Genomic DNA, 12,142 nt, shown 5'->3' on the forward strand with positions numbered 1-12,142 from the left:
GCGCGAACGCGGACCGGGACACGGTGGGACCGTTGCTACGACCGGGGTTCGGGCTGCTCGTCCTCGACGGCCGGCTCGACCGGCGGGAGATCCCGCAGGTGGCGGTTGTTGCGCGGTTCCCGCTTGGTCTTCGAGTCGTTGAGGCGCCGGCGCAGATCGTCCCGGACGTCGTTGAGCGCCGCCTTCAGGTCCTCCTCGGTGGAGGTGGTGACGATCTTCGGTCGGCCGGCGACCCAGCACTCCAGGGTGACCTTCTGGCCCTTCGCCTCGCGGTCCTTGACCGACAGCTCCAGCTCGGTCCCGTCGACCGGGAAGCTGGCCAGCCGCGCGTCCAGGGTGGTGAACTGCTCGACGATCCAGTTCCGGTCGCCCTGCGAGAATCCGGCACCCATCCGGAGGCAGTCCTCGACGGTGGCCGGGTTCGACCGGGCGCTCATCGGCTGGCCCTCCCCTCGGCGCGCACGGATCCGCTGACGCGGGACAAGCTGTCACTGAGCATGTTCGCTGACCTCCGTTGGACGATTCACGGTCCATCAGCTCATACCCAGCGGGCACCGCCCGCACGCACTCGACCGCAGGCTTCACGGTGCGGGCTGGGCGCCGCTGGTCGGCGGATGCCAGAACGGGTCGTCGGTGTCGTCTGCCATCCGGGCCCGGGCCGCCCGTCCCGCCAACCGCGCCCGGCGGCGGGCCAGCACTCCGGTCAGCGCCCGCACCGGCGGTTGCAGGAGGAATCCCATGATCAGGAAGAGCACCAGCCCGGCCCCGACCCAGGTGAGCACCCGGCTCAGCGTCGCCAGCCGGTTGGCCGGCTGCTCGGGGGCTGCGGCGTTCACCCCCACTCCGCCGGGTAGCGGTGTCGTCACCGCGGCCACCGGGCTCACCAGTCCGGCGTCGACGGTGGCCCGGACCTGCCGGGTCACGTCGGCAGCGGGCAGCCCGGGGTGGGCCGAGCGGACCAGCGCCGCGGTGCCGGCCACGAAGGCGGCAGCATATTCCGCACCGGTGCCGGACCGGCCGATCGTCGCCACATCCACACCGGGGGCCAGCAGGTCCACGGCACCGTCGGGGTAGCTCTCGGCGGCCTGCTGGTCGGCGTCCGCCGCGCCGACCCGGAGCAGACCGTCGGCGGGGGCCGCCGCGACCGTGGCGGGCAGCACCACCACCACGTCCCGGGCGATCGCATCGTCGATCGCGGCCCGGACGTCGCGGTCGGTGGCGTCGACCGCGACCCCCAGCAGCAGCACGTCGGCACCGGTCCCGGTCGCCACGGTGATGGACCTCGCGGCGATCGGGTTGGGCAGCCGGCTGGCGCCGGCCCGGATCGGCACGATCCGGGCACCGGGCGCAATGCCGAAGTTGTCGTCGTCGCCGGCGACGATGCCGGCCAGGGCGGTGCCGGCGCCCTCGCATCCGATGTCACCGCGGCCGGTGCCGGCCAGCACGTCGGCCCCGGTGGCGACCCGGTTGGCCAACTCGGGGGCGGAGCCGTTCACGCCGGCCGCGATCACCGCCACCTTCACGCCCGAGCCGTCCGCGGCCGTCCAGGCCCGGTCGGGGGTGAGCAGGGTCTGCCCCCAGGCGGCCTCGGCCGGTACTGCGCCGTTCGCACCGCAGTCCGACGAGCTGGCGCCGACCGTCGGCAGCGGGCCGTGGTTCAGCTCGGCGCCGACCGCGTCCCAGGGCAGCACGAGGTGCCAGCCGGCGCGGAGGTTGGCCGGGTCCGACAGCCGGCGGCCGTCGGGCTGCACCCGGCCGGTGTTGAGGTCGAGGATCTCCCCGGCCCGGTCCGCGTCGCCCAGGAAGCGGTCCGCGATCGACCAGAGGTTCTCCCGGGGGTTCGTCACCGTGTAGTAGTAGCCGACCGCCGGGGCCACCGCGGCGACCGCCGGAGCCGGGACCGTCCCGGTGACGGCCACCGCGAACGTCGCCGCAAGTGCCAGGTCGCGAAGCCTCATCCTCACCACTCCGACCTCTCGACCAACGCCCAGTCGTGGTCGTCGTTGGCCAGGCAGGGAACGAACTGGAGCCGGGCCTCGGGGCCGCCGGTACCCGAGCCGGGGACCTCAAGGCACATGTCGGTGACCGTGTTGCGCAGCCAGTAGTACTGGAACCCGCCGGAGCTGCGCTTCGGCTCCAGCCGGAAGTACTGGTTGTCCTGGTCGAAGCAGCCGGTGGTGTTGAGCTGGGTCTCGTTCGCCACCGTCCCGACCCCGGGCGGGTCGATGCAGAAGCCGTCGTCGACGTTGCGGATCCAGTAGAGCTGGTAGCCCTGGCTGTCCTTGGCCCGCGGCACGAACGACCACTCCTGGTTGTCCTCGGTGTTCTTCGCGCAGGTGAACTGGTTCACCGGCCCGTCACGCTTACCGGCGCCGGTGCCGGGGATGTCGACACAGAGCTTGGTACGCAGGTTGAGGATGAAGTACGGACCGTAGCTGCGACCCGAGCCGTCCGCCTGGGCCGCCTTCACCGGGGGCTGATTGTCGCGCACCTTGGTGGTGTTCCCGCCGGTCGGCTTCGCCGCGGGCGACGACGGGGCGGGCTTCGATGCCGGGGGCTTGGGCAGTTGCAGGCGGGGGTCCTTGGCGTACTCGGTCTGGGCCTTCTTCACGGCCTCGACGAGCGGGGTCTGCGCTGCCCGGTCGCCCCGGGTGAACGCGGCGAGGGCCGGGCCGTACTCGCCGCCGGCCTGGTCGATCAGCTTGCACATCGCGCGGCCGAGGGCCGCGATCGCCACCGCCGGCTCCCACGGGGTACGGCGGGGAGCGACGTCGGCGTGGGTGCGCCAGACGCCGGGCAGGAACTGGGCGATGCCCTGCTCGCCGGCGGGTCCGAGCCGGTTCGGGTCGAAGCCGGAGGTCACCATGATCTGCGCGGCGATCCGGGCCGGCGGCAGTTCGGGGCAGCGCTTCCCGGCGGTGACGATCTGCGGCAGGTACACCTCGGGCACCAGGACCACCGGGTCGCCGGTGGGGTACCCGGCGCTGGCGGGCGGCGAGGCCGGCAGCCCGCCGAAGGCCGGCTGGAGGGCGTACCAGGCGGCGTAGCGGTCGACGGTCTCCACGTAGTCGGCGGCGCTCTCCGGCACCGCGCCGGCCGCGATCACCTGGTCGATGCCGAGCCGGTGCGCCGCCAGCGCGACCCGCCACGGATCCTCCTCGATGTTCAGCGCCCGGGACTGGCCGACGAGCTGGCACATGGCGTGCGCGAGCGCCGTGATGGCGTCCTCGCGGTCGGTCGGGACGGCGTCCGGCGAGGGCGCGTACTTCTGCCACTGCTCGGGGGTGAGCGCGGCGACCCCGACCGCGCCGCCGTCGCGCATCTCCGGCACCGGCTGGTCGTCGAAGTTCGAGGCGACCATGACCTGGCCGGCCAGCCGGGCGGGGGTGAGCGTCGGGCAGGACGCCGCGGCGCGGACGAGAATGCGTACGTCGGTGGCGCTGAGCCGGTTGCCTTCCAGCGGTTCGGCGGCGTTGGCCGCCTGCCGGGCCGCGAAGGCGGCGGCTCCGATCAGGATGATCAGCGACAGGCCGGCGCCCAGGATCACCGGCCGGCGGACGTTGGGCATCCGGAACATCAACTGGCTCCCTGCGCGAGCAACTCGTCCTCGGTCGGCACGTCCACCTGTTCACCCCAGCGCAGGGTGCCGACGATCATGTCGAAGAGCAGGACGATCGCCTGCACCGGTTCGGCGTCGACATCGCCGTCGGTGAGCACGGTGAAGGTCAGCAGTCCCCAGACGCCGGGCACGTCGGGGTTGGCCACGTAGTAGCTGACCCGTACCGTCGGGGCCTTGCGCCTGATCCGGTCGCTGTCGATGACCGCGTAGATCCGCACCGCGGACGCGCCACCGATCTCCAGGTACTCCCCGTTCGGGCCGGCGTCGGCGAGGATCGACGCCAGCAGCTTCTCCGGGTCGGTGGTCTCGTCGCTGTCCTCGAGCACCGACATGATCATCGAGCCGGGCAGTCGCTTGCCGTTGAACTCCCGCAGCGGCAGCAGCACCGCCCGGGCGCCGTTGCTCCCGGCCTCGTCGGTCGCTTCGGTGAGTTCCTTGCGCAGCACCCGCCGCCACGGCCCGGCCTTGTCGCGCGGCAGGGTGTCCGGCAGGTGCTGCCGGATGATCTCCTCGATGATCCGCGCCCGGACCCGGGACATCTCGGGGGTGGTCGGGATCTGCACCCAGCCACCGGGCACCACGAGCTGAAAGTCGATCATGACTGGTCCCTCCCGCCGGTCGGGGCCGCGAATCGCAGCGGCGCGGCGTCCCCGGTCGGCGCGGCCATGCTGTCGGCGGCGATCAGGTGCATCAGCGCCTCCACACCGAAGCCGATCAGCGCCATCTGGTCCATCCCGAAGACCCGGGTACGCAGCAGCACGTCGACGTCGGTGCCGGGCGCCGCCGCGGTCGCCGGCACCTCCAGCCGCAACGCCGCGTCGACCCGGCCGTAGACGCCCTCCTCCTCGGAGGAGGCCAGCGCGAACACCCGCAGTCCGTCGCCGCGGTCGGTGGCCACGTAGTCGATGACCGGCTCCCGGACGTCCCCGCCGAGCCCGTCGGCGCCGACCTCGGCCATCAGGTAGGCCGGGTCGTCCGCGCGCGGCTCGCGGAACTCGGCCGTGACGAGCAACGGCATCCAGCGCAGGTCGCCGCCGACGAACGCCGCACCCCAGAAGAGCCGGACGTACGCGGGCAGCCCGGCGGCGCGTTCCAGCAGGCTGCGCGCCACCGCCTGCCCCATCTCGCCGATCGCGAACGGGAACTCCTCCGGCTCCTCGGCCGGCCATTCCGCCCGGGCGGCGGCCACCTTCTCGCCCGCCCACTCGTCGAGCAGGGCCGACACCCGCGCGGTCCAGTCCGTCACCGTCTGCGCGTCGCTGTCCGGGGCGGGCACCCAGTTCCAGAACCAGGAGACCTCGGGGACCACCGACGGGCCGGATCGTGACGTCATCCTCGGTTCCACGCATCGGTGTTCTGGCCGCCGGGCCAGACCAGGCCGGCGGCGAGGGCGAAGAAGATGTTCGGCACGGTCCAGGCCAGCCAGGTGAAGTTCATCCCGCGGGTGGCGCCGCCGAGGATTCCGGTCAGGTCGCCAAGGGTGCTGATCCCCCGCGCCCCGTCCCACCACCACTTGCCCAGGGCACCGAAGTTGCCGTGCCGGAAGGCGCCCCACCACTTCTCCAGGCCGGTCATGAAGGTCGTCCACTCGGTACGGAAGAAGCCGGGCTTGGCGATCAGGGCGGGGACGTCGGCCATGTTGGAGAGCGGGATGACCACCCCACCGCCCGGGCCGAGGGTGCCGAAGTTGAACCGGAGCGAGCCGAGGATCTTCATGGTGCTGGCGAGCTTGCTGCCGAACTTCAGGATGGCCACCCCGATCCCGGCGAGGCCGAGCCCGACCGCGCCGAGGATGACGTCGACCACGTCGCCCTCGCCGTGGGCCAGCAGCACGCTGTCGGCTATCAGGGCCACCGCGCCGGCGGCGATGCCTAAGAAGAGCAGGGCGTTCACGCCAGGGATGAGGAAGGCGAGCGCGGTCAGGACCATCGCGATGATGCCGAAGATCTTGCTGATCCACTTGAAGGCTTCGTTGATCTTGTCTTTGAGGGTGTCGGTCAGCCCGTCGTCGTACCGGTCGCAGTTGACCGCGTCGCCGAGCCGCTTGCCGGCCACGTCCAGCGCGTCCAGGGCGGCGGTCAGGCGGTTCTTCGCCGCCGTCATCGCCGACTCCGCCTCGCTCTGTGCCTTGGACTTGTCGGCGCCCTTCTGCTGCTCCTCGGGCGGGATCGTGCCGTCCGGCCCCGGCACCGGGTCGGGCAGGGCGTTCGCCCGGGTCTGCGCCTGCGACGCGTCCTCCCGGTCGCTGCGGGCCCCGGCGACCTCGGACTTGGCGTGCTGCAGGTCGGGCTCGTACCGGCGGATCTCGACGGCCGCGTCCTCGTACCGCACCGACGCCTTGCTCAGGCCGTCCTTGATCTCCTCGGCGTCCTTCTTGAGCGGCTCGACCCACTTGCCCCGCAGGCCATCGCTGCCGGCGTCCACGATCTTGGCGAGCTTGGCGATCGCGTCGTCGATGGTGGTGGAGATGTCCGCGTACCGGCGCTGGGCGTCGTGGATCTTCGCCGGGTCGGCGTCGTCGAGGAGCTTGAGCCGGAAGGCGGTCACGGCTTCTCCTCCAGGCTCGCCGCCAGCTGGCGCTCCCCCTCGGCCCAGTTCTCCTCGGCCGACTTGACCTCGTCGCGGAACTTCTCCATTGACTCGACCATCTTTTTCCGGTTGATCCGCCAGTTGTGGGCGAAGTCGCCCATCGACAGGTTGGCGTTGTGCTGGCCCCAGTGGCCCTTGAACTCGTTCTGGAACTTGGTCGCCGAGTTGAACTGCTCGATCAGCGCGTTGAGATCGTCGACCAGACCGCCCAGGTCCCTGACCACGATGTCGGCCATCACACCACCGTTCCCGCTCGTCGGATGTTCGGCTCCGCCGCCAGCAGCGGAATCTGGACGGTCTGCAACTCCCCGTCGCCCAGGTGCACCCGGGCGACACCGGGCACCACCCGGTCGACCAGCCCGGCCCGGGTCAGCCGCACCCCGACCAGGTCACCGGCGCCGAGCGTCGGCGGGGAGAGCAGCGCGCCGCGCCGGTTCTTCTTGATCTCGACCTGCCAGCCGGAGAAGCCCATCGCCACCGAGGCGATCTCGCCGGCGATGACCACCGCCCGCCGGTTCCCGGCCGCGCCGCGGACCAGTTGGCGCAGCCAGTCCCGGCACGACACGTCCCGCCACGCCTCGGCGTCGTCGACAAGCAGCGCGACCGGACCCTCGCCCGGGTCGACCAGGGCGGCGAACTCCTCCTCGGTCGGGTTGTCGCCGGTGATGACCCCGCGCACACCCGGCCGGCCGGCCAGGTCGCGCAGCGGTGACCGCATCGGCGCACCGATCACCAGCTCGGTCCCGGACCGCAGCAGCGACTCCGCCATCACGCCGAGCGCGGTGCTGCGCCCGGACCGGGACGGGCCGGCGATCAGGAAGGTCGGCTGGTCGTTGAGCAGGTCCGCGCCGACCGGCTCCAGTTCGTCCCCGCCGACCCCGAGCAACGCCCACATCGGATCGGGTACGCCGACGATCTCCCACGCCTGGTCGAGCGTCAGCTGGCTGGGCAGGACCGCGATCCGGGCGGGGCGCCGCGCCTTCGGCACCGCCGCCTCCCGGTCGGTGAGCGTGCCGGCGAGCGCGTGCATGGCGGCCACCTGGGCCGGGCCGGCCGGGTCCTCGGCCACCAGCGCGACCTGCACCTCGATTCCGCTGATGGCGCGGTAGCCGCGCCCCGGCGGCAGGCTCTCCGGGATCTTGCGCGGGTTGAGCCCGGCCAGCGTCGCGTCGCTGCGGTCGGAGAGCCGCAGCACGAGCTTCTCCTCGCAGAGCGAACTCATCCGGCCGCTGAGCAGGCTGTGGTCGCCAGCCACGATCAGGTGCACCCCCGCGCTGGCGCCCTCCCGCATCAGGATGTGCACCAGGTCGGTGAGCGCCCCGCTGTCGTGCTCGCTGAGGGTCCCCATGAACCCCTCCCAGCGGTCGAGCAGCAGCAGGATGTGCGGCAGCCGGTCGGCGGCGGGGGTGGCCGCCCGCTGCTCGGTCAGGTCCGCGAACCCGCCCTCCCCGAGCAGCCGCTGGCGGCGCTGCACCTCGGCGTGCAGCCGGTGCAGCAGGCGGCTGGCCCGCTCCACGTCGGTGCGCTGCGCGACCGCGCCGCAGTGCGGGAACTTCGTCATCGGCAGCAACGCGCCGTTGCCGCAGTCCAGCCCGTACAGGTGCAGGTCGGCCACGCTCGCGGCGGCGGCCGCCGCCGCGGCGATCGTCCGCAGCGCCTGCGACCGGCCCGACCGGGGCGCACCGACGATGTGCAGGTGGCCGAAGGTGGAGAGGTCGATCGTCATCGGCACCTGCCGCTGGCTGCGCGGCAGGTCCTGCACGGCCCAGACGAAGGAGGGCTCACCCCGGGCGTCGCGGCGCGGCTCGGCGGTCAACTCCAGCACCGACGCGGTCGGCAACGGCGGCAGCCAGGGCCGGCGCTGCGCCGGAATGCCGAGCATGTCGTTCGTCTGCCGGATCGCCTCGACGAGCACCGACAGGTCGGTGGCCTCGTCGGTCTCGGCGGCGGCCCGGGGCCGCTGCGGCAATGGGCGGCCCAGGTCCAGCCAGCCGACCTGGTGCAGGAACGGCGCCGCCACGGCCAGCGCCGGGTCCCGCTGCGGTCGGCGGCCGCCGACCCGGCCGGTCTGGAACGGGATGAGCGAGCTGTGCCCGAGCCGGGCGTACCCGCGTCCCGGATGGGCGGCGGAGATGCTGGCCGCCTCCCGGGCGTCGATCACGTCGGCGCTCTCGCCCTGGTCGGTCACCCGCAACGCGATCCGCAGGTTGGTGTTCGCGCGGATCTCCGCGGAGACCACGCCGGACGGGCGCTGGGTGGCCAGAATCAGGTGGATGCCGAGCGACCGGCCGCGCTGCGCCACGTTCACCAGACCGGTGACGAAGTCCGGCAGTTCCCGCGCCATCGACGCGAACTCGTCGATGACGATCAGCAGTCGGGGAATCGGCGCCGGCACCGGCCGCCGGCTGGCGAAGTCGAGGTAGTCCTCCAGGTCCTTCGCGCCGACCGAGGCGAGCAGGTGTTCGCGGTGGGTCAGCTCCGCCCCCAGCGAGGTGAGCGCCCGCTCCACCAGGTGGGTGTCGAGGTCGGTGACCATCCCGACGGTGTGCGGCAGGTCGACGCAGTCCTTGAAGGCGGCGCCGCCCTTGTAGTCGACGAGGACGAAGTTCATCGCGTCGGGCCGGTTCGCGACCGCGAGCGAGGCCACCAGCGTCTGCAGGAACTCCGACTTGCCGGAGCCGGTGGTGCCCGCGACCAGGCCGTGCGGTCCATGGTGGACGAGATCGAGGGCAAACGGCCCGTCCAGGGTGTAGCCGATCACCGCCCGGGTGCTGCGCGGCGACGCGGCCCAGCGGGCGTTGATGCCGGCGGCCGACGGCTCCTCCAGACCCAGCACCTCGAGCAGCCGGGCGGCCGGCGGCAGGGCAGCCTCGCCGTGGGTGTCGCTCACGTCCCGGACCGGGGCCAGCCGCCGCCCGACGGTGGTGAACCACTCGTCGCTCACCTCGTCGACCCGGACGTCGTCGATCTGCGCGGCCCGCTGCTGACGCATCGTGGTGGGCAGGCCGGCACCGCCGACCACCACGGTCGTGCACTCCTCCGGCAGGGTCCGCTCGTCGGAGTCGACACAGATGAAGTAGACGCCGACCGCCGGACCGCCGAGCAGGATCGAGACGACGCCGGGCAGCGCCCGCAGCCGCCGGGCGCCGTCCAGCACGACCACCACGTCGGGGTCGGCGAACGCCACCCCGGAGCCGACGTTGAGGCGGGCCTGCCGGCGGGTGTCGATCAGCTCGATCAGCTCCGCGATCCGGCGGGCGATGGTCTCGGCGTCCGTGCCGAGCAGGGTGAGGGTCTGCTGACCGAGCGACGGCCGGGTGTGCGGCAGCCAGGCCGTCCACTCCCACAACGCCTCGCCCGCCGGGTCGGTGAGCACATACAGCTGCAGGTCGCGGGGGCTCTGCATGACGGCGAGCTGCCCGGTCATCCAGCGCGCCAGGCGACGGGGCCAGTCGTCGCGGCCGGCGACACCGACGACGCCCGCCTGCACGATCGAGAACGCCACCGGGACATCGGGCTGCTGCCGGGGCGTACGCCGGTCGGCGCCGGCCTCGTCGACGACGATCGCGCTCGGCAGATCGGCGAGGCCGACCCGGACCACCAGGTGGTCCGGGTCTGTGCGGCGGCGTTCCCAGAGCCGGGCGCGCGGGCCGGTCGCGACGACCAGCAGCTCGGCCGGGTCGGGGGCGCCGACCCGGGCGTCGTGGCGTTCCAGGACCAGCGCCTCGGCGATGTCCTCCTCGATCGCGGCCACCCGCCTGCGGTGCTCGGCCAGCTGGCTGCGGTAGCTGCGGTTGCCCTGCCTCCGGCTGGTCCACCAGTTGCCCAGCACCATCAGCGGCGACATCGCCGCGAACATCAGGTACAGCGGGTTGCGCAGCACCAGGGACATCACGATGCCGAACGCCGCCGGCAGGGTGGCCGTCAGCCACGGCAGCCCGAACGAACTCGGGGCCTTCGGCTCCGCCGGGATGCGGAACTTGTCCGGCCGGACCGGCGGAAGCAGCCGCGGCGGCCGGTTGTAGTCGAGGTACTCGCGCTCCGGCGACGGCTCGACCATCGCGTCCGGGCAGCGCACCGGGTGCGCCTCCAGCACGGTGGCGCCGGCCGCGATCAGCGCGGTCTCCGGCCAGTCGACCTCCGTACCGGAAAGCTCCTCGCGGTCGAGCTGCAGACCGCTGTCGTCGACGGCGCGGACGTACACCTCCGCGTCGAAGGTCACCCGGACGACCGCGGCGACCGGCGCCAGACCGGCCAGCCGGACGGCGCAGCCGTCGGCCTGGCCGATCCGGTGTTCGCCCGGACCCAGCGACCAGAGCCGGCCGGCGTCGGCGCCGGCCACCGCCCGGATCGTCACCAGGCCACCGACCGTGTACGGCGCCGGTCCCGGCCCGCCGATCCAGAGCACCGACCCGTCGTACATCCCACTCGCCTGAAGCGACCGGTCGAGATCGAGCGGGCGGTCGTCGAGATGGATGAGGCCGGTGTCCAGGGTGGCGCCGTGCGCGAGGTACGACGGGTCGAAGCTGTCCAGCAGATTCTTGACGATGTCCCGGACCGGTGTGGCGGGGTCGGCGTCAATCACCACGTCGGCCGACCACGCCGGCTTGGCCGCCAGGGTGATCAGCATGCGCACGGCGTACCCCGGTTACTTGTTCAGCGAGCCGGCGAGCTGGGTGTCCATGTCGCGCAGCGCCTCGACCGCCTTGTCGAGCCACTCGGAGAGCAGGTCGAGGTTCTCCATCACCTGGTTCGCCGCGGTGATGAACTCGGTGTGCACCTCGTCGAACCGGCCGGACGCCTGGTCGGTGACGAAGCCGGACGTGGTCAGGGTGTCCACGATCTGCTTGCACTCGGTGAGCCGGGCGTCGATCTCGTTCTTGTTGTTGCGCATCCGGGTCGCGCTGTCCGACATCTCCGTGTAGGTGATGTTGAGGTTCGCCATCGGGTCGTCCCTTCGAGTGGTGCGAGCCGTGCGGCGGCGCCCGGCCCGGGGTTCGGCAACCGAGCCCAAACGTAGAAACGGCGCCCGGGCCACGTCCAGAACGAGACCGGTGGAGATGGGCCCCTGGGCCCAGGCCACGCGTTGACAGCCATCCCCGCACCGCTGACGATTCACGACGGCGGATGGCGTCGGTGGAGGGAGTTGACCGTGAGCTGGCTGGGACGTGCCACCGTGGACCGCCGGCCGGCCGACCAGGGCGGCCACGAGCGCTCCGGAGCGTGGACGGTCGACCGGGCGGTCCGTGTGCTGGCCACCGGCTGCGCCGAGGCGCAGCGCCCGGTGCCCGCGGTCGGCGCCCTGGTCCTGGGCCCCGAGTCGCTGTCGCTGCGGCTGACCACCCCGGACGAGACGCCGCCGCCGGGGTGGACCGCGGAACGGCACGGCCGCGGCTGGCGGACGACGCTGCGGTGGGTGGCCGGCGCGGCGGTCGACGAACGACTGCCGGACCCGTTTCCGCTGCTGGTCTCGCTCGGCGTGATCGACGAAGGGCGGCTGCTGCTCAACCTCGGCCAGGCGGCCGGGATCATCGGCGTGCAGGGCGACACCGAGCTGGCCCGCGGCCTGGTCCGCTCCTGGTCCCGGCGGCTCACCACCAGCCCGTGGTCGGCCGGCACCCGGGTGATCCGGGTGGGCTTCGCACCCGACCCCGACTTCGCCGGCGTGGACGTGTCCCGGCTGGTCGAGGTGGCGCCGGTCCTGGACGACCCGGCGGGCGGCATCCTCCTCTTCGCCGACCGACCCGCCGGCCGGGACCAGTACCAGGTCGACCGCCTGCTCGCCGAGCCGGTCCGCCGCTGGACGGTGGTGGCGGTCGACGTAGACGCCGCGACCTGGCGGTTCACCGTCGGCGTGGACGGTGCCGTCGACACCGGACTCTTCACGGAACCGGTGCGTCTCCGCTCGTAGCGACCCGTGTGGAGCGAACGTGA

10 protein-coding genes are annotated in these 12,142 nt (G+C 72.8%); 1 reads left to right on the plus strand and 9 read right to left on the minus strand.

All coding sequences use genetic code 11. The features are described from left to right. Positions 1-35: 35 nt before the first annotated feature. The 9 genes from O7627_RS36135 to O7627_RS36175 all read right to left on the minus strand — a co-directional run bounded on the left by O7627_RS36135 (position 36) and on the right by O7627_RS36175 (position 11,153). Positions 36-437: an HPF/RaiA family ribosome-associated protein gene (locus O7627_RS36135; RefSeq protein WP_278097928.1), complete on the minus strand. Its 402-nt coding sequence runs from the start codon at positions 435-437 to the stop codon at positions 36-38. A 144-nt stretch (positions 438-581) separates the two neighbouring features. Further along, on the minus strand, positions 582-1,958 hold the full coding sequence (locus tag O7627_RS36140; protein ID WP_278097929.1) for a S8 family serine peptidase: 1,377 nt from the start codon (positions 1,956-1,958) through the stop codon (positions 582-584). 2 nt (positions 1,959-1,960) lie between these two features. Further along, complete coding sequence (locus O7627_RS36145) at positions 1,961-3,577, minus strand: RICIN domain-containing protein (protein ID WP_278097930.1); 1,617 nt, start codon at positions 3,575-3,577, stop codon at positions 1,961-1,963. Further along, positions 3,577-4,218: a hypothetical protein gene (locus O7627_RS36150; RefSeq protein WP_278097931.1), complete on the minus strand. Its 642-nt coding sequence runs from the start codon at positions 4,216-4,218 to the stop codon at positions 3,577-3,579. Before O7627_RS36150 ends, O7627_RS36145 begins: the two co-directional genes overlap by 1 nt. Then, the gene (locus O7627_RS36155) at positions 4,215-4,952 is read right to left on the minus strand and encodes a hypothetical protein (RefSeq protein WP_278097932.1); all 738 of its coding nucleotides are present in this window, start codon (positions 4,950-4,952) and stop codon (positions 4,215-4,217) included. Before O7627_RS36155 ends, O7627_RS36150 begins: the two co-directional genes overlap by 4 nt. Continuing rightward, the gene (locus tag O7627_RS36160) at positions 4,949-6,166 is read right to left on the minus strand and encodes a hypothetical protein (protein WP_278097933.1); all 1,218 of its coding nucleotides are present in this window, start codon (positions 6,164-6,166) and stop codon (positions 4,949-4,951) included. Before O7627_RS36160 ends, O7627_RS36155 begins: the two co-directional genes overlap by 4 nt. Then, the gene (locus O7627_RS36165; RefSeq protein WP_278097934.1) at positions 6,163-6,444 is read right to left on the minus strand and encodes a hypothetical protein; all 282 of its coding nucleotides are present in this window, start codon (positions 6,442-6,444) and stop codon (positions 6,163-6,165) included. The genes O7627_RS36160 and O7627_RS36165 overlap by 4 nt, the downstream gene beginning before the upstream one ends. Beyond that, positions 6,444-10,838 (minus strand): FtsK/SpoIIIE domain-containing protein, encoded by a 4,395-nt coding sequence (locus O7627_RS36170; RefSeq protein WP_278097935.1) that lies wholly within the window; start codon positions 10,836-10,838, stop codon positions 6,444-6,446. The genes O7627_RS36165 and O7627_RS36170 overlap by 1 nt, the downstream gene beginning before the upstream one ends. A gap of 18 nt (positions 10,839-10,856) precedes the next feature. After that, complete coding sequence (locus tag O7627_RS36175; protein WP_278097936.1) at positions 10,857-11,153, minus strand: WXG100 family type VII secretion target; 297 nt, start codon at positions 11,151-11,153, stop codon at positions 10,857-10,859. Positions 11,154-11,360: 207 nt separating this feature from the next. Here O7627_RS36175 and O7627_RS36180 point away from each other — a divergent pair, with 207 nt between their 5' ends. After that, complete coding sequence (locus tag O7627_RS36180; protein WP_278097937.1) at positions 11,361-12,119, plus strand: hypothetical protein; 759 nt, start codon at positions 11,361-11,363, stop codon at positions 12,117-12,119. Positions 12,120-12,142 lie beyond the last annotated feature (23 nt).

Origin of the sequence: Solwaraspora sp. WMMD1047 (assembly GCF_029626155.1) — a bacterium.
Taxonomy (GTDB): domain Bacteria; phylum Actinomycetota; class Actinomycetes; order Mycobacteriales; family Micromonosporaceae; genus WMMD1047.